At 55.2% G+C, this 18,193-nt stretch carries 15 protein-coding genes and 1 pseudogene; 10 read left to right on the forward strand and 6 right to left on the reverse strand.

Features of this window, described 5'->3' with window-relative positions:
• Nucleotides 1-340 precede the first annotated feature (340 nt).
• Nucleotides 341-559: a hypothetical protein gene (locus tag K3556_RS15820; RefSeq protein ID WP_260519378.1), complete on the forward strand. Its 219-nt coding sequence runs from the start codon at nucleotides 341-343 to the stop codon at nucleotides 557-559.
• Nucleotides 560-1,175: 616 nt separating this feature from the next.
• On the forward strand, nucleotides 1,176-1,943 hold the full coding sequence (locus K3556_RS15825) for a hypothetical protein (RefSeq protein ID WP_260519379.1): 768 nt from the start codon (nucleotides 1,176-1,178) through the stop codon (nucleotides 1,941-1,943).
• Nucleotides 1,944-2,135: 192 nt separating this feature from the next.
• Here K3556_RS15825 and K3556_RS15830 read toward each other — a convergent pair whose 3' ends face one another.
• Entirely contained in the window at nucleotides 2,136-2,786 is a 651-nt protein-coding gene (locus tag K3556_RS15830; protein WP_260519380.1) for a hypothetical protein, read from the reverse strand.
• Between the two features lie 175 nt (nucleotides 2,787-2,961).
• Here K3556_RS15830 and K3556_RS15835 point away from each other — a divergent pair.
• Together K3556_RS15835 and K3556_RS15840 are read left to right on the forward strand one after the other, a co-directional pair.
• Nucleotides 2,962-3,237, forward strand: a pseudogene (locus tag K3556_RS15835) (IS3 family transposase); the annotation flags it as partial.
• A complete protein-coding gene (locus K3556_RS15840; protein WP_260519426.1) occupies nucleotides 3,229-3,366 on the forward strand; it encodes a hypothetical protein in 138 nt (45 codons plus the stop codon). The pseudogene K3556_RS15835 and the gene K3556_RS15840, both read left to right, overlap by 9 nt.
• A 123-nt stretch (nucleotides 3,367-3,489) precedes the next feature.
• Here K3556_RS15840 and K3556_RS15845 read toward each other — a convergent pair whose 3' ends face one another.
• The 4 genes from K3556_RS15845 to K3556_RS15860 all read right to left on the reverse strand — a co-directional run bounded on the left by K3556_RS15845 (nucleotide 3,490) and on the right by K3556_RS15860 (nucleotide 8,448).
• The gene (locus tag K3556_RS15845; RefSeq protein ID WP_260519381.1) at nucleotides 3,490-3,747 is read right to left on the reverse strand and encodes a hypothetical protein; all 258 of its coding nucleotides are present in this window, start codon (nucleotides 3,745-3,747) and stop codon (nucleotides 3,490-3,492) included.
• A gap of 335 nt (nucleotides 3,748-4,082) precedes the next feature.
• Nucleotides 4,083-5,639, reverse strand: coding sequence for a S8 family serine peptidase (locus K3556_RS15850; RefSeq protein WP_260519382.1), 1,557 nt, complete (start codon nucleotides 5,637-5,639; stop codon nucleotides 4,083-4,085).
• Nucleotides 5,640-5,652: 13 nt separating this feature from the next.
• Nucleotides 5,653-6,618: a phosphatase PAP2 family protein gene (locus K3556_RS15855; RefSeq protein WP_409557783.1), complete on the reverse strand. Its 966-nt coding sequence runs from the start codon at nucleotides 6,616-6,618 to the stop codon at nucleotides 5,653-5,655.
• Nucleotides 6,619-6,654: 36 nt separating this feature from the next.
• The gene (locus K3556_RS15860; RefSeq protein ID WP_260519383.1) at nucleotides 6,655-8,448 is read right to left on the reverse strand and encodes an SARP family transcriptional regulator; all 1,794 of its coding nucleotides are present in this window, start codon (nucleotides 8,446-8,448) and stop codon (nucleotides 6,655-6,657) included.
• An 826-nt stretch (nucleotides 8,449-9,274) separates the two neighbouring features.
• Between K3556_RS15860 and K3556_RS15865 the strand changes: the two genes are divergently transcribed.
• The 6 genes from K3556_RS15865 (at nucleotide 9,275) to K3556_RS15890 (ending at nucleotide 17,498) form a co-directional block, all read left to right on the forward strand.
• Nucleotides 9,275-9,472 (forward strand): hypothetical protein, encoded by a 198-nt coding sequence (locus K3556_RS15865; protein ID WP_260519384.1) that lies wholly within the window; start codon nucleotides 9,275-9,277, stop codon nucleotides 9,470-9,472.
• A gap of 208 nt (nucleotides 9,473-9,680) precedes the next feature.
• Nucleotides 9,681-11,405 (forward strand): type I secretion system permease/ATPase, encoded by a 1,725-nt coding sequence (locus tag K3556_RS15870; RefSeq protein WP_260519385.1) that lies wholly within the window; start codon nucleotides 9,681-9,683, stop codon nucleotides 11,403-11,405.
• A gap of 3 nt (nucleotides 11,406-11,408) precedes the next feature.
• Nucleotides 11,409-12,725, forward strand: a complete 1,317-nt coding sequence (locus tag K3556_RS15875) for an HlyD family type I secretion periplasmic adaptor subunit (protein ID WP_260519386.1) — start codon at nucleotides 11,409-11,411, stop codon at nucleotides 12,723-12,725.
• 168 nt (nucleotides 12,726-12,893) lie between these two features.
• Nucleotides 12,894-14,327 carry an efflux transporter outer membrane subunit gene (locus K3556_RS15880; RefSeq protein WP_260519387.1) on the forward strand — a complete coding sequence of 478 codons (1,434 nt, stop codon included), beginning with the start codon at nucleotides 12,894-12,896 and terminating at the stop codon, nucleotides 14,325-14,327.
• Nucleotides 14,328-14,588: 261 nt separating this feature from the next.
• Complete coding sequence (locus K3556_RS15885) at nucleotides 14,589-16,541, forward strand: right-handed parallel beta-helix repeat-containing protein (RefSeq protein WP_260519388.1); 1,953 nt, start codon at nucleotides 14,589-14,591, stop codon at nucleotides 16,539-16,541.
• A gap of 144 nt (nucleotides 16,542-16,685) precedes the next feature.
• A complete protein-coding gene (locus tag K3556_RS15890) occupies nucleotides 16,686-17,498 on the forward strand; it encodes a sulfotransferase family protein (RefSeq protein ID WP_260519389.1) in 813 nt (270 codons plus the stop codon).
• Here K3556_RS15890 and K3556_RS15895 read toward each other — a convergent pair.
• On the reverse strand, nucleotides 17,495-18,193 hold the full coding sequence (locus tag K3556_RS15895) for a capsular polysaccharide synthesis protein (protein WP_260519390.1): 699 nt from the start codon (nucleotides 18,191-18,193) through the stop codon (nucleotides 17,495-17,497). The genes K3556_RS15890 and K3556_RS15895 overlap by 4 nt on opposite strands.

Genomic DNA, 18,193 nt, shown 5'->3' on the forward strand with positions numbered 1-18,193 from the left:
GATCGATGGTGAACCCTTTTTGTCTTCAACGCAAAAGCACCGTGATCCGAATTGGAAACGGGTTGTCGTTTGGTGAACTGGGCTTTGTCTTTGGCGCGCGCCGAAAATCTGGCCTTGGCTTGCAAAGGAACTGGTAATGAAATGTCTTAGCCCAGGTCGGTTCTTCAGAACGCCCTTGCACTATGACACTGGGACAAAATGCTGCAAATAGGCTGTGTGAGTGTGGCGTCACTTACGGTAATCCCGGCCAGCTAAATAATAGAATGGTTGTGGTCGCGTAACTTGAAAGTATTTAAAAGATATCGTCAGTTTGGCAGTGTTCAGGTTTTTGAACATGTCTATGCAGAAGGCGAAACCAAAGAAGGTTCCACATGGCCTCGACTATTCGGTTTGCCGAGAGCATGAAAGCTTTTTGGGACAATTGAAGGAAGAACACTTCCACATGCTGCGTCACTTCTTCGGTGTATTCAGCTCATTCGAGGTTGAAATGAAACGATTGGCGAACGACTTTCTGGTGGTCGACAACAACACAGCGGCAAGAGCGGTGAAGCCTGTCTGATTGGCTGGGTCCGGGCGGGGCGTCAGAATCTTCCGGCGCGATCTCGCGCACCCAAAAGGAAAACTCGATTTTCCCGGATATGGAATTTCGTGCTGCTAGCGCCCTGACCGCCGAAACTCCTCCCAGTGACCTTGTTGACTGGCGTAAAACGCCTAATCTCTTTCCGTTTGATGAAGCTAGAACGAAAACCGGCTGCGTGGCGCGGGCCTGTGCGCGGATATTCTAGGTGCCGCGGAACAGGTACATCCAGACCTACCCGGTAGATGAGGCGCGCGAAGTCAAAATCGGTACGAGATTCAAGTACCGTGCTAGGAAGTTCACCCTTGAGCCCCTCACACTTAGCGATCCGATAACTGAGATGCTAGAGACGCGCGGTCGGTCTCTTGCTATCTATGAGTTTGGAAGACGCCTGCTTGAGGGGAACGGTCAGACCTGCCAAGAGCACGCAATTGACTTCGGTAGGGGGCTTTGAGGGCCGTTTGCTACTACTAAGCTGGTGTGTCCAGCAGAATGCTAAAGGAGAAGCGCGATGGGTCAGGGATCGACAAAAGCGAAGACCAAGTTAGAGGCCAAAAGGCGACTATACTGCTCCGGTTACTGGTTGCTCGCCGGCAACATGAAGCGATCCAAGAGCCATTACCACACCTACTTGCCCGGGACCCTCGATATGATCCGCGGCCACGACCTCGTATTCTACAGCGGTGATGAGCCAGAAATGGCCCATGTTAGGGAATTGTGTGCCGCGCGGAACATCCATCTGAAAGAGAGGTTTCTGACAATCGCCGATTTGCCAGCATATGGTCTAGCTCAGAATATGGTGGAAGCCTGTCGACGTATGTCGTTGGATAGCTTTGCGAAACCGCCTGAATACAATGCAGAAAAAGGGGTTGTCCATTACTGGCGGGACTTCCGCGGAAGTGGCGAGGAGGTTTTTTGTGCCATGCTATCGATTTGGCTGAGCAAAGTGTTTCTAACCTCGACCCTTGCGCAGTCCGAAGACGAGGAACGCCCAGTGGCTTGGGTGGATGCCTCGTTGTCGCGCTTCAAGCGTCACAGAAACGTTAAGGCGTTTCAACAGTTGGAGTTGCCATGTGACCGGCTGTCCCACTATGGCAATGCAATGAGATATTATGGTGCTCTGCTGCCGCTCAACGCGAGCTTCCTGTCGGCCAATGCACCAGTTTGGCGCGATGTGGAGGCCGAGTTTTCCGAGGCTGCAAACCGCGCAAAAGGGATGGCTTATGGCCACGACGAAGAGACTATCTTCGCAGATTGCCTGTGGCGCCGCCCCGAGTTGTTTCATTGTATCGGCTCGTCAAACGTTATGGTGTTACAGTCGAAAGCGAAACATCTCATAAGTTCTGTGGTTCGAAGGATAGTGTAAAGTTGCTCACCTGACGCCTGACTGATACCGCAACATTTGCAAAGGTCTGCCGCCTTCTCGCCAGTTCCTTGGTCATCTGAATAATCTGTTCGACTTTTTTAGGTCGGACAACGCACAACAGTGGATAAATTTCAGCGGTTTGGCTTGCAAATCTATGCCGACGGCATTTGCAACAATCGCCAAAGACGTCAATCAGACAGATAGATCATACCCAAGTGCTTTGGCGATCTCGGAGTCGGTGTGTTGCGTGATCCATTCCGTGTCGCCCGGTTTGAGATTGAAGCATTCATCGCGCTTGTTGGCTTCTGGTGTTGGCCCAATCGGGCGGGTTGGCAGCATTACTGTGCCCGGATCTACCTGCTTCAGACCCGCAGCCTGCGCAAACTTGCCAAGGTGCTGCCCCGGGTCTACTAGCATGTCGGACAAGCGTAGGAAATGAACCCGACCCTGAACCTCTGGCCAGTTGAGCCACGAATAGTAAAACTGGTTCCAATATTCGGTGGGAGATGAATAGTAATATCTGGGCCGCACATTCCCGCCCGTGTTGTCATAGACAATGAAACGACGCCGAATAAACTCAGAGATATTGTCCCCGGCATCCAATTCGGGTCGCTTTTCCAACCAAAACCTGTATAGCGAGGCGTTTAATTTCAATGGATCCTTCGATAAGACAAGTATATGCACTTGTTTTGGAAGAGGGCATTTGATCTGCGTCGGTGGCACTCCGTGTTTCCAGAACCATTCCGAAAACACCGCGTCAGAGTGATAGTACTCGTTAAGCATGTGCGCGGCGAGGTTTGTACCCGAGCGGAAAGTTCCGACAACCAGAACTTTCTTCTTCATCAAAATCCGATTTTTCCATATATTTTTTACTGTTGAAATCCCCAATTGTGGTCTCCTACTCGAAATTTGGGGTACATTTCTGTTCTGCCCCGATAATACTGCACCGGTATTGCGTACCAACTTTGTCACAGGACAGGCTGAGAGTATAGTTACATGAAATGCCGCTCCACAAGTGGGAGTTTGGCGGCTGCACACTCAGTTGAGGCGCGAGGGCGGGGAAGCAAATTGGAAGAAACTGTATCGGCTCTACCGCGAACAAGGGTTAACCGTCCGTAAACGGGGCCGACGCAAGCCTGCGATCGGGAACAGAGTACCTATGGCGATCCCGCAGCGACCAAGCCAGAGGTTTTCGTTGGGCTTTGTATCAGATGCTCTCTCTGACGGCTGAAGGTTCGACATCCTGTCCGTCATCGAAAACTTCAGCCGCGAATGCCTAGCAAGCGTGCTCGACCATCGCTGTCTGGGGACCGAGGGCGGGCTGAACGCAACGCTGCGGGCGCATATGCGCGACGCCGGTGCGCTGGGTGATCTGACGGATGGGCTGGACGCTTTGAAGCCGCGCCTTGGGCTGGGCGAGTAAGTCTGAACGCAGGTTGTCGTGCCAAAAAGATAAACGGGCCGGCGGGAGAAACCGACCCGTTTTTGATCTGCGCAGAGCGGCCACCCGGCACCGGCATTGCCGGCTACACCCCCGCAACGCAGATCACAGGACCACGCTAGCGTCGTCGTCCAATGCAATTTTTGTCACCGTGTCATGGCGCAGAATATCTTCGATTTGGTGCGATGTCAGATCGGCCACAAGCAATTGAATCTCGATCAGGTTGTCATCAACCATCACACCATTTTTGTTCAGATGGTCCAGCAACGGTGTGCTGTCTTCGGTGCAGGAAATCAGCACAGGATGCGAGTTTCTGGAAAAGCTTTCCATCCGGTCTTTCAGCTTCGGGTCTAGTTTTTGCATGGTCATCCCCTTTGGCAATCAGTTCGGTTTTTGGTGCAGTGATACGTTGAGGTTCATCAAAGGTAGCTCTGCGGTAGTCTCATCCTTGGTCATGGTGCGATCTGAGAAACCAGCCTGGGGTTTGGAAAGGAACAGGTGATGAAAATGGCTTTCACCAAACTGGCAACTCAGAACGCCAGTCTAATATGACCTAGGGGCATCATCGTGACGAAAGGGCGGCGTGAATGTTGCGTTATTAAGATGGAAAAAGGGATGGTTCTGCGTGAATTCGGTGGGATCTGCGCAAGAAAAAACCGCCGGGCAGGGCCCGACGGTCGGTTGGACAGGCGGTGGCGTTAGTTCAGCGCGGCGGTAACGGCTGCTTTGGCATCCACCAGACCCGCACCAAAGAAAGTGCCAAACGCATCGGCATCCTCGTCATTGGCATTCATGCTGTCGGAAATGAGCGGCAGGGTCGCCCCCATCATCGGCATATCTCGGCGTGCGGTTTCCACCAGCAGTGCCTTCAGGTCGCATCCATCGCGCGGGCCGGTTCCCTTTTTGGACAGCCGTTCCGCACGTCGCACCAGCGCGACCACGCCGCCGACAAGGGCGGATGCCCCCGAGGTGCCGCCAAACTGGGTATAGAACCCGCTTTTGGCCGCGCTGCCCGGAAGGTCAATGTCACCGTTGTCGGCACTGTCATAGCCATAGTTTCCGGCGATGTCGGTGCTGAGCAGCGCCTTCTTGCTATACGGCACGGTCATTGCTGTTGCCGATTTCAGATAGCCGATCTTTTCCAGCCGCTTGGGTGTTTCGCGCAGTTGGTGGCGGTTGAACACCTCCATATCATCGGACGGTGCAACCAGCGTCAGCCCGTCACCATAATTGGCATAGCCTGACCGATAGCCCTGACCCGACACAGCCCCAACGGCAATGATGCCGTTTTCGCGGTTGGCCAGATTGGCGGGGAACAAAAGCTGGCTTTCGCCCTCGTTCCCGGCGGCGCAGACGATCGGGACATGTTTGCTGATCGCAACGAACAGCGCACGCACCACGCGCCACAGATGACGGCCGGTTTCAGACAATTGCGGTGCGGTGGGATCGTGGGGCGACGCCTTTTCGGTCAGCACCTCGATCCGGTGCAACAGGTCGGCGGCCTCGTGATTGGCCCAGCTTTGCAGCTCCGCCTTGAAATCGTCCTTGGGCGCAATGACCGACGCTTCGGGGTCTGGCAACCCGCGCGGCATTACGATCACGTCGGGCTTTTGGTTCCATGCGTAAAGCAGCGCGGCGATGAATTGCAGCGGGTCGTTGTCAAACCCGGTGCGCAGCGAAATTAGGGTGGAGAACGGATCGACCCCAAAATAAGGGATCACCCCGGTCGAGGGTTCATCACCCGGATCGCAGCAATGCTCCGGTCCGCCCACGATCAACCCGCTGACCGCGGTCCCGTGCGAGGCAAACTTGGCTTCCGCATCGCCATGCGGGCGCAGCTCGCCGGTGCTGTCGGTCATGTGTTGCACCACTTCGTCAAAGATGACGACCTCGTCCGCTGAAAGGCCGTCGAGGTGCAGGTTTTCAACATCAAGCCCGGCAAAGTTCTTTTGATCACCATCCGATCCCGTCGCCAGACGCGCGCCATAGGCCGTTCCGGTGAAATCGAGCGACCGCGCAACATCCACACGGTCTTTCAGGTTGGGATGGGCAAAGCTGCATCCGACATCGATCAGCACAACGGTCGACGGGGTCGCGTCGGCCTTCGCGGCCAGTGTGTCCCACAACGTGTCGGCAAAGCCGGTTCTGGCGGCGTCCGGGGTCAGCACCCCCAGCGACACGAGGTGCCACAGATAGTAATAGGGGCCGTCTTCCACATGTGCAGCGTCCATGCATTTTGAAACTGTCTTGTTCATGTCGTTGTCCCCCTCAAATCCATTCCTGCTGCACCGCCTGATAGCGGTCGGCAAAAGCGTCTGCGAACAAAGGCGCAAACCGTTTGGCCAGAAGCTGACCTGCGGCGGTATCACTGGGATAATGCAGCCCGGCCCATTCGCGGTTCTGCGCCACATTCAACGCGGCTTCGGACAGAACCTGTGTGGCGGGATGCTCGGGCAGGATCGTGTTGAAGGCAAAGGCCAGTGTGTGGCACTGGAAGGAGTGGTTGCTGGGATAGGCTTCATGCGCCGGGTTTGCCAGCACCGGGCGCAGGCGTGGTTCAACCTGGTTGGGGCGCAGCCGCCCAAAGAGGCCCTTGTAGTAAAGGCCCACATATTCGGTGACGGTCAGCAGCTCTAAAAACAGCGCCTCGGTGCTTTCGAACCCGGCCAGTCCGTCAATACCCAGCGGACGAGTGAAGGCGGTCAGGTCCAGCGTGGCCTCTTGCAAAATATCGGGGATGCGCAGTTTGCGTTCGTCGATGTTGCGCTGCATGGCCAGCAGAAGCTGGGTTTCCAACCGGCTGTGATCGGGGCCGGGCGGGGGCGGCAGGATCACGTTGGTCCACTCATCAGGCAGACGCGCGTCCTGATCCTTGGCCCCCGCGCGGTGCAGGCGCAACAGGGCGTCCGTTGGCATCAAAGACCCGCTGCCGCCTTGGGCGCTGGGGGCCATAAGCTTGTTCTTATTTTTGTTTTTATTCTTGTTCTTGTTCTTGTTCTTGTTTTTATTCTTATTCAGGGCGGACTTGTTGAAGGCGGATTTGTTCAACACCATGCGCACGGCGCTGACGCCACCAGCCCCTTGAGCCCCCATCCGTTGCTGCACCGAAATTTCGGCGACCTTGTCGGTGGCATCGTCAAACTGAAGGCCAGCGGGGCCCACGGTGATCTGGCTCAGGCTCAGAAATTCGGCAATGGACCCGCATGCGTGGGTCGTGTCGGCCCGGTCTTTCATCTTGTCTTCCCCCCATTGGACGATCGGTTATCTATTTCAATCTTGGTCAAACCCGGCTTTGCTGAGCCCCAGCAGAAACTGGCGCCCGCCTTCGGTGGCCAGCCCCGGATAGCCAGAGCCGCGCAAAACCTCGGTCGAGAAATCGGGTTCGATCTCGGCCAGTTTCTGGCGCAGGCTTTCCACCATCTGCACGTTGCCCAGATGGGCGTGGCTGGAAATCAGATAGCGCAGGATCGAGTTGAACTTGGGTCGTTGCACCAGCGCCTTTTCACCCGCAGCAATCGCAGCAGTGTGGTCGCCCGCCAATGCGGCGGCAATGCACTTGGTGGTGTCGAAATAATAGCTGATCGGCGTGTTCGATCCCAGATGCTGCGCCCAGGACGCCATCGCCAGCGATTTTCGCGTGTCGCCGGCATAGGCGTTCATCGTCGCATACAGATCCCAGCCGATGGCCTGTTCAGGGTCGATCTTCAATGCGCGTTCGAACAGCGACGCGGCCATATCAAATTCGCTGAACAGGTAGGAATGGATATGCGCGGCCAATGACAACACAAGCGGGTCAAACTCGTCTTCTTCCAGCGCACGGGTGGCGTAATACTGCGCTTCGGAAATTTGCGCGGCGGCGTCAGGGGTGAAGCGCTGCCCCACCTGAAACGACTTCGCAAACGCCATCCACGCATAGGTCTGCGCGTTGGGTTGCAACTTCAAAAGGCGCGCCAGCTTGTCTTCGGCGCTGGACAGCTCGTTCACCGACAGGCCGAACATCTGATAGATACATTCGATCAGTTGACCCGCCCCCGCCATCTGCGGCGATGTCGCCTGCATTTGCAAATGCCGCCCGATCTGGATCACCGCATGTGACACAAGCCCGTTCAGGGCAGGGCAGGCGGGTTGGGCGAAATCCTCGGGTGTGAAGGCTTGGCTTGATGACCAGACGGTCACGCCATCCTTGCCGGTCAGCAGCTCGACCGCCAACCGGACCGATGGGCCTTGCGCGATCTCGGACACACGCAGGACAAGCGGGATCTCTACGCGGCCAAATTCGCTGCGCATTTGCGACAGGGGTTGGTTTTCAAAGGTGCGCACGCTGGGCACCCGACCCATTTCGCGCAGATTGCGGGTCAGTTTGTCGATCAACAGTCCCGCATGGGCATCGCCCGCAGGCCCGCTTTGGACCCCGATGGCCCAACTGGCAATCTGCGCGGGTTGCACCGAATTGGTCACGTTCAGTTGCGTGTTGATCTTTGGGTCAGACATGGACCGGCCATTGGAACCGCGCGACAGGCCCAGCACGTCGGGCGAAATCTCGGGACGGGCGTCGACCTCTGTTTCCGTGTCGTGATCGGCCAGCCGTTGTTCCCAGATCTGGCGTTCCAATGTCAGCCAGCTTTCAAACTCCGGGTCGCATATGTCGAACCCTTCCAGAAAGTGTTCCGACACCGCATCAAGTCCCGCAGGTGTTGATACCTCGCCCCGTTCGACCTGATTGATCAGCTCGATCGCATCAACGCGGATGCGCGACAGGTCCAGCGAGACCGAGTATTTGTCGGCGCTGAGGATGTCCTTCATATCCGCGCCAAAACATTTGCGGATGTCCAAAAGCGCCTGCCGCAAACTGGCGGATGCCTGATCTTCGCCCCGGTCGCTCCACAATTTGTCGCGCAACCAGACCCGAGATCTGGACCCGCGCGGGGCAAGCGCCAACATCGCCAACACAGCTTTGGATTTCTGGTTCTTCGGGGTGAATAGACCGCCGGCACCATCCTGCACGGCGAGGGGGCCGAACAGGAAGATTTCGAGGTCAGGATGGCTAGAGTGTTCAACGTCCATTGGCATTCCTTCGGAAACCTTCGCGACCTGCGCAAAAGATTGTTTCGAAATACTACCTAAACTCGGCATTTCTTGCAAAAATTGAACTGCAATCAACAGCGTGTTCCCTTGAGATGATGAACCTGAAGGAAAGCTAGGCGGTCGCCGTGATCACTGCGTGAATCAAACGTTAATTCAGCGGGCTAAGGTGCAGCCGCCGGTGCGTTGGGGTAAAAAACCGGTGGTTCAGCTCCTTTTTTGCGGTTTCGGCAAGAGTTTGGCGACCGAACACCATGGGCGTTGTAGGGGCGCAATTGTTGCAAAAGTGGAATAAGTGATTCGTTTTTTGGCGGATTGGCCCGGCGCGTGAGCTGGGGAGCAGCGTCGATGCGGCGTGGCCATCGGACAACAGCCACACGGGGCGCGCGCCGACAATTTTTTGGGCAAGGCAGCACAGTCGCCGAAAAGAAAAAACCACGTATAAACAACCATAAGGCGCAATCCGGCCTATCCCTTAGATCAGGTTTTTAGGTCAGCTTCCGCCTGCAAAAAAAGAGCTTTGTTTCTGCCGTATTCGGCACAGTCTCGCCGGTGAGGAAGTTTTTGATTTGAGGGACTCCCGTGTTGGTTGATTTTATGTATATTGACCTGACCACTCAGGACAAAAGTATTGGTTGTGCGCCGACCCCTCGGCGAAAACACGCCCCCACTTTACAACCCTGAATTTTAGGCGCTCGCGCCTTAATTGTGCCACGAATCTGCCGCATGCTGAATCCTGCGGCAATATCTAAGGAAAAACGTTGGGTGACCTCCCTAGAAGTGGTCGGTCAATCGAACGGGAGTTAATATGGTAATCGGTGTTCTTGGTCTTGGGATGCTTGTTGGGCTTGGCACAGCCATTGCCGCGCTTCTGAATGGCTACTCGATCTGGATGGCACTGTGGTTCTATAGCTCAGTCGGCACCTTTTCGGCACTTGTAAGCATCGCGATGCTTCGCCTGATCCGCGACTACATCCTGAATGGTTCGGACGAACAGGAAAACTGATCTGCCGCCGCCGCCCAAAACGTCGAAAACTGAAGAATGTCTGCACGTGCCCGGATGTTCCGCGGCGCGTTTTTTGTTGTCACGGCTCTGACTAATTTGGGTACGATCCCGTTCAGTTCTTGCATCCTTAAGCTCATGTGAACACACTAGGTGCAAAATAGATGCAGACAGGCGCACGGGGACAAAAATTTTGGCAGAACAGCTATCCGTGAAGAGAAAGAAAAACCCTTATAAGACGGAACTCTCACACCTGCGTCGGGCGTTTCTGACCGTCGGGCTGTTCAGCGCCGCGATCAACGTGCTGATGCTGACCGGGCCGCTTTACATGTTGCAGGTCTATGACCGCGTGCTGTCCAGCGGGTCTGTGGCGACCTTGCAGGGGCTGTTTGTGATCGTCGTGATCCTGTACGCCTTTCTTGGTATTTACGAATTTCTGCGCGCCCGCCTTTTGTCGCGCGCCAGCTATCGGCTGGATCAGAAAATCGGCAAGGATGCGTTCGGGTTCTGGCTCAGGTCCGGCTTTGTTGACAATAAAGAACACTATAATCCGGTGCAGGATCTGGCCATGGTGCGTTCGTTTCTTGCCAGCCCGGCTATTCTGGGGCTGTTCGATCTTCCGTGGATCCCCATTTTTCTGGCGGTTGTGTTCCTTATTCACCCGTGGCTGGGCTGGCTGACAGTTGCCGGCGCGGTGATTGTGATCATCGCCGCTATTATCAACTGGTTTGCGTCGCGCGATCCGATCAAGAATGCCGGGGTCAGCGAAGGGGTTGAACGTTCATTCGTGGAACGTGCCCGCAGGAATGCCGAGGCCGTTCTGGCCCTTGGGATGCTGGACAAGGTGACCGACCGTTGGAGCGGCCTGCATGAAAGCAGCCTTGGTCATTATCAATCCGGCGGCGACCGATCCGAGGCTGTCGCGGCATTCTCCAAATCCTTCCGGCTGCTGTTGCAATCGACCTTGCTGACGGTTGGTGCGTATCTGGCGCTGTTGCAGGAGATCTCGCCGGGTATGATCATTGCGACCTCGATCGTGGCAGGACGAGCCTTGGCGCCCCTCGATCAGGTGATCGGACACTGGCGCACAATCGGGCGGGCAGGGGACGCGCATCGGCGCTTGAAAGAGGCAATGGACTATCTTCCCGACCCGCAAAGCGGATTCGATCTGCCGGAACCGAAAGGCCATCTGGAAGTAAAGAATGTCACAAAGCTGACGCCCAAGAATTCTTTGGTCAGCGACCGCCCCCGAATTCTGGAACGGGTCAGTTTCGAGCTTGAGCCGGGCGATGGTCTGGGTGTGGTTGGCAGCAGTGCGGCGGGTAAATCCAGCCTGGCCCGCATTTTGGTGGGGCTGTGGGAGCCCGACCTTGGCGAGGTTCGGCTGGATGGCGCCACCCTGAACCAATGGCACAACGATGATCTGGGCGGCCATATCGGATATCTGCCGCAGAAGGTCGAAATGTTGCCCGGCACGATTGCCGAAAACATCGCGCGGTTTGATCCAGCTGCACGGGACGAGGATGTTATCGAAGCCGCACAGATTGCCGGCGTCCACGACATGATCCTGAAAATGCCGCAGGGCTATACGACCTTTGTCGGCACCACGGATCAGCCCTTGTCTGGTGGTCAGACCCAGCGGCTTGGTTTGGCGCGGGCCTTGTTTGGAAGCCCACGACTGCTGGTTCTGGACGAGCCGAACTCGAACCTCGATGCGAAGGGGGACGAGGCTTTGGCCAGCGCTGTGATCGGGATGCGCCGGAAAGGCTGCACCGTCTTGGTGATGGCGCACCGCCCCAGCGTCATTCAGGCCGTGAACAAGATTCTGATCCTGCATGAAGGCAAGGTGGGTCGATTTGGCTTGAAAGAGGATGTGTTGCAGCACGCCGCACCGGCCAAGGCCTCTCCCACCCCCAATTCCGTGTTCGAGGTGTAACCGATGGCTGATCGCAAAATGCCCAACACAAGCAAGATCAAAACCGGCCTTGCCGCCCCCGTGTATCTGGGGGCGCTGGCCAGTCTGGCGCTGCTGCTCGCAGGCTTTATCTGGATGTCCACCACTCTGATCACCAGTGCGGTGATCGCGCCGGGCAAGGTTGTTGTGCGCGGTTTGCCCAAGCAGGTGCAAAGCCTAGATGGCGGCGTGGTCGCAGAAATTCTGGTCAAGGATGGTGACGTCGTGCGCAAGGGCGACGTTCTGCTGCGCCTTGATCCCAGCCTTTTGCTGATTAATCAGGAAATATACCGCAACCGTCTGTCGGAAGTGGTCACCCGCGAAGCGCGGTTAGACGCTGAATACCAAGAATTGGGCGCCCCGACATTTGAGATCGACAGCGCCTATCTGGACGGGATCGACCTGACCCAGCACTTCAAAGGCCAGCGCGAGATCTTCACCGCGCGGCGCGAGGTGCTGAATGGTCGCAAGGAACAACTGGCCGAACGCATCTTGCAGTTTGGCAACCAGATCTCAGGCGTCGAAGCGCTGATCAAGTCAAAGCAGGATCAGTTGGAATACGTCAGTCAGGAATTGGAAAACCTGCAAGGGCTGAACAACGAAGGTCTGATCCGCGAAAGCGAACTGCTCGAACTGCAGGGCAGGGAGTCCTCGCTTCTGGGCCAGATTGCCGAGCACCAGTCAGAACTGGCGCGGATCTATAACTCGATCCGCGACACCGAACTTGAGATCCTGCAAGCGGATCGCGAGTTCAAGGAACAGGTGGTGACCGAGTTGCGCACCACCACCGCCGAGCGTGAAGAACTGATCTTGCAGATCGTGACTGTCGAAAAGCAACTGGAGCGGATTGATATTCACGCGCCGACCGACGGCATCGTGCACGAGCTACAGGCCACAACCGAAGGCGGCGTGGTCGCCCCCGAGGCGACGATCACCCAGATCGTGCCAACGTCTGACGGGGTCGAGTTCAAGTTGCAGGTGGACCCCCGTTCGATCGATCAGGTGTTTGTCGGGCAGGTGGCGAAAGTGGTGTTTCCCGCCTTTAACCAACGCACCACGCCGGAATTGTTCGGAACAGTGTCCGGGATTTCGCCCACTTCGGTCGAAGACCCACAGACCGGAGAAAGCTATTTTCGCATCGATCTGACGCTGACCACCGAAGAAATCGCGCGTCTGGGGGATGTTGATTTGATCCCTGGTATGCCGGTCGAAGCGTTCCTGCAAACCGGCGAGCGGTCGGTGCTGACCTATCTGACAGAGCCTTTGGTGCAGCAGCTAAAACGCGCGTTCCGCGAGGGCTGACCTCAACTTCGGTCATTTGTGCTGTGATTAATATGTCAACCTAAGCGACCAGTTTGCCCCGGTCGGCACTATTCCTTGGTGAAAAATGGGTTTTGTGCCAGTCTGCGCCATAATAACCGTGAAAAATAACAGTCGCATAGATGGCTGATGAGGCAGACGGGTAGCATTATGACACATAAAAACGGGCGCTCTGCGCCGGTCTTGGGATTCGTTTTGACGGCCACAATCGGGCTTTCCGGCTGTGCTACGGACGAGACCTATAACCTTCCATTCTTCAAATTCGCCAAGTCCTATTCCAGCGTTTCATCGCAAGCGGTTCCTGTACCGTTGGCGAACGAAACATGGTGGATGGGGTTCAAGGATCCGGTTTTCAATGAACTGGTAACGCGGTCCTTGGCAGGCAATCTCGACCTTGAGATCGCCCGCGAAAAGGTGATCGAGGCGCGGGCCAACCGTGATGCAGTGCCCGGTTTGTTGAATGTGTCGCCAACCGCGACGCATCGGTATGGTCAAAGCCCGGGCGGCACCGCCAGCCACACCAGCAACGCGCGGCTTAATCTGGACTGGATGCTGGACCCTTACGGCCTGCGTCGCCAACAGTTGCAAGCGGCCAGCGCCCGCGTTGACATTGCGGACGCGGAAGAAGACGCGGCCCGCCTGACGCTTTTGCTGAACTTGTCCAATGCCTATGTGGACTTGCGCTATAGCCAGCGGTTGTTGAATCTGCGCCGCCAGCAGTTGGCATCGCGCCGCAACGCGGTCACGCAAACCAAACAGCTGTTTGATCGCCGCGCCGCCACCAAGCTGGACGTTGTGCAGACAGAGGCTTTGGTTGCCGAAACTCAAACTCAGATCCCGGCGCTGATTGCCGCGATCCGAGCGTCCAAGACTGAACTGGCCGTTCTGTCCGGCGTCGCCCCCGGTCGTCTGGGCATTGATCTGGACCGCAACGCCAAACAGCCGCGCCCGTCAAAGGCACTGAAGACCGGCGTGCCCGCAGATATCCTGCGCAATCGCCCCGACATGCAGATCGCCGAGCGCAGCTATTACGAAGCGGTGACGAATGTTGGCATCGCGCGCGCCGAACTTTACCCCTCGCTGTCGCTGAGCGGTATGGTTGGCTATGGCGCGTCAAGCGGCACAGACGGTCTGGAATATTTCGTCGGGCCAACGATCAACTTTCCGTCTTTGCCACTCAAAGCCAGCAAGTCCCGCGTTGCCGCACGTCATTCACGTGCCCGTCAGGCCTATGCCGGTTGGCAGTCAACGGTATTGTCGTCAGTCAGTGAAGTGGAAGCCGCTTTGGCTGCGTATCAAGGCAGCCGCAGCGCGGTTGTTGAATCGCAGCGCCGCGTGCGCCTGAACAGCGAAGCGCGCGATCTGACCCAGGAGCTATTGAAGCGGGAAGGCGCGACCATCCGCGACCTGATCAACGCAGAAGAACGAATTGCGGATGCAGACACGGCCCTTGCTGACAACCTGCGCCAACTTGCCCGTAACTATGTGCGTTTGAACATCGCTTTGGGGGCTGGCAGCAAGGTTGGTGAGCCGGAAAAGAGAATCGGTCAGGTCGATCAGGCCGCTGATTCAGGAGAAAGTTAAACACATTGCTGCCATATTCACGGTGTGTCCGGTGACTTTCAAAGAAAAAAGCCGGCCTACATTCCAAAAAACGAAAAACGTGTCAAGTAGCAAAACAAGGCTATTTGGGAAACAATTCGTTCATTTAAGCGACATTCCACTTACAGTTCATAATTTAGGCCCGATTTCGCCCCATCTCCGCTGATTATCAACATGAGTATGAAATCTTTACTTCGACCGCATAAGAAGCAGTCGCAACGGGACAATGACTAGGAGAAGCAGATGGCGACCTTTTACGTAAGAAGCTCTGCAGAACTTGAGAACGCACTTAGTGCAGCTAATGGTGGGGACGTCATTACTTTGGCAAGTGGTGACTATGGCGCACTGAATCTAAGAAACGCGACGTTTAGCTCGGAAGTGAAAATCATTTCGGAGAATCCAAATGATATGGCCAGCTTTTCGTCGATGAATCTTGTCGGCGCATCGAACTTGACCTTCGAAAGCGTCAAATTTGATTATACCTATAAGACGGGTCAAAGCGTGATGAGCAGACCGTTCAGGGTCACGGACAGTTCGGATATCAAATTCGACAGTGCCGTGTTTGAGGGTGATTTCGTCAGCGGTACGGGAACGACCGCGGATGGTGCGGGCGCTGGCCGGGCATTGATGTTGAGTTCATCACAGAACATTGACATCGTGAACTCCGAGTTTTTCGCTTGGTGGAAAGCGATTTCGATGGGTGGCTCTGAAAACGTCAATCTGATCGGCAACGACATTCACACCATTCGTTCAGATGGTATCGTAATTGGTCGTTCGACTAATGTTCTTGTCGAAAACAACTACATCCACGATTTCGGCGGCGCGGCAGGGTCTGGCGACCACCGCGATATGATCCAGATCATGCGCGCCCAAGGTGAAGGTGCGCACAATGTGACCATCCGCGATAACATTTTCGACGTGGGCGAAGGCGATTATACGCAGACAATCTTTGCAGGTTCTGACAAAGCAAATGCGAGCGACCCAACGCATTGGCATACCAACCTCGTGATCGAAGGGAACCTGATCTACAACAACCATACGCACGGCATCAGTGTCGCCATGACGGACGGTTTGACAATCACCGACAATACTTTGGTTGCCATCCCGCGGGACAAGACAGGTGGCGTGACGATTCCCAAGATCCACGTTTCTTCTGATAGCCGGGATGTCACGATTGAAGGCAACGCTGCGGCTGGTGTATCTGGCAACAATGCTAGTTCTGACTGGAATGTAGCTAACAACCTGATCATCCAGAACACGTCGCCCAACCAATCTGGGTATTATGACGATGTTTTCGTCTTTCACGCGACATCCGCAGAAGATGGGTACAATCAGTACGGCGTAAAACCCGGAGGCTTGCTTGATACCATGAATGTGGGATCGTCGCTGTCGGATATGTTCCCGATTTCCTATGACGCTTGGGTAAACGGCACTTCTACTGTGCCAACTGACACCACGGGTGGAACCAACAATCAAACACCTCCAACCGAACCGGATACCGGTGGCGAGACTGGTTCTGAAACTGGCGGAGAAACAGGAACCGGCGGAGATACGACCGACACGGGCCCGAATACCGGAAGCGGTGGCACGGTTATCGATGGGCTCATGGAGTTCGATGACTATATTCTGGATTTTGCCGATCTCAGCGGCGGAAGTTTGATTGGCGATGCAGCGGTGATTGATACGCCCACGGGTCAGGCGATCAAGATGGACGGTGACGGTGATGTCGTCAAACTTGGTCGATTGAGCGAGTTTGAAGAGTCAGAGCAACTTGCTTTCACGATCTCTTATGCACGCGACGAAGCGGACGGCAGCACACAGCGCCTTGTATGGAACGGGGGGCATGTCGGTCTGACGATCTCTGGCGATGGATTGGCAGCCCATATTGGTAACACCGAAGGGAAATTCACGTCTGGTTTCCGCGTCGACAACCTTGGCCTGAACGACACCGACACCCACCAGATCACTGTGTTGGTGGATGAGAACACCGACCATCTTCAGATCATTGTCGATGGGGAGTTGGTGCATGAGGAAACGGATGTCGACTTTGACTTTTCCGAAAATCGCGAAACCGGTTGGCAGCTCGGCTTCAAACACAACCGGACAATTGATGGAGAGATTTACGATTTCGCTGTCGATGATGATGTACAGTTTGTAGAATCACCGGTTTTTGATGACTATCAAACCCTCGCTTAGCACCGGGCGTTTGGGACCCATTCTATAAACATGCAATGAACCAGTCGCGTTAAACACACGTGGCTGGTTCATTTTTGTTGAGGAAACGGCAAATATGCTATTTGTCTAAGAAGGAAATTTGAAAAATTTACTGAGAGCAGCAAATTGATTATATCCGACAAACACAGTTTCGTTTTTATTCATATCCCGAAATGCGCCGGGACCTCGGTAAGAAAGTCCATTCTTCCGTTCCATGATGGTGGTGAGTGGGCTTTGAAAACGCTTGAGACGCATCCCGAGTATGGCGAACTCGATTATCGCCACTTACCTCTTAATCTGCTTGCAAAGATCAATGCGGATGTCTTCCAGAAGGTCAAAAGCTACGACAGTTATGCTATTGTGCGCGACCCTTTTGCGCGTTTCAGGTCTGCAATTTCCCAGCGGGCAAAAATGTATCTTGATACAGAACTGCCGCGGCTATCAGAGGACGAACTGCTTGGACACATCCAGTCTGTTATGGATTATCTGAATGGAAACCCCAGCGTCATTCCATCGGAATACACCCATTTCATACGGCAATCAGACTATATATTTCTGGACGATGAGCAGATCGTAAATAACCTGTTTCCGCTGGAGCATATTGATCAGTTATTTAAAGCCGTTCGCGAAAAATTTGGGGTGGAACAGCTCGACGTCGCCCATGCCAACCAGACACAGGTTTTTGTGCATCCTTCGCTAAAGCACTTTGCCTATAGAGGCAGCGATTTGGCACGGAGTATTCTTCCTGCTGATTGGTACAACAACCTTAGGAAATCCATGCGCGGTATGCTCATGACGCCTAAAAAAGGCATTGAAGCATCGGCTTTTGATGCCCCCCAAGTCCGTTCGTTCATCGAAACCTACTATGCCAAGGATATTGCCCTTCACCGGGAGTCACTGCAGGCTTTCGAAACCAAGCGGGCAGGAGCCGTCGGCTAGAAGTCCTCGTGCAGCAACTTCGAAACCGTGTCCAGTTTCTCCCCGCTCCAATTCCAGCGCAGCTTCTGAACGGGCGCGACTCCCTGTTCCAGCAACTCAGCAACCTGATCAAGGTCGCGGTCTCGAAACACGCTGTCGTGAACAAGATGCGGGCCAAAGCTGCTGATGGTGGGCACACGGCGAAGCGCGCGCCTGAACTGCGGGCTGGCGTAGGAAAGAGTTTCGAACAGCGTGTGCAACCAGAAGTATTGGCGGGTCTCAGTGCGGTCGCGCCAGTAATCAAAACTGTATTTTTCCCATTCCGAAATAATGGGATTTCCGGGTGTGGCGGCAAGAAACCAGCTTGCGATTTCGCGAAAATAACTTGGCCACATGAACCATTTTGAATCCGGTGTCCAAACGAATGCAAAGAACCCGGATTGGGCCACCACAGGCAACCAGTGTTCCAATGGTTTTACGCAATAGCTGGTGGCATCGACCCAAACCCCGCCATACTGGTTCAGCAGGCGCAGCCTGAGCAAATCAGAAAAGGCCTGAACAGTAATGCCAGAAGAAAGCTCGGGAAACTCGACATACTGCGAAACGGTGTCCTCGTTCAAAACAACCACGTCCCAATCGGGGTTTTTCTTTTTCCACGAGTCTACGCAAAGCTTGACGATCGGAGGGGCATTCTCGAAATCGTTGTCCCAATACAT

This window comes from Aliiroseovarius sp. M344, from assembly GCF_025140835.1.
In the GTDB taxonomy this organism is placed as follows: domain Bacteria; phylum Pseudomonadota; class Alphaproteobacteria; order Rhodobacterales; family Rhodobacteraceae; genus Aliiroseovarius.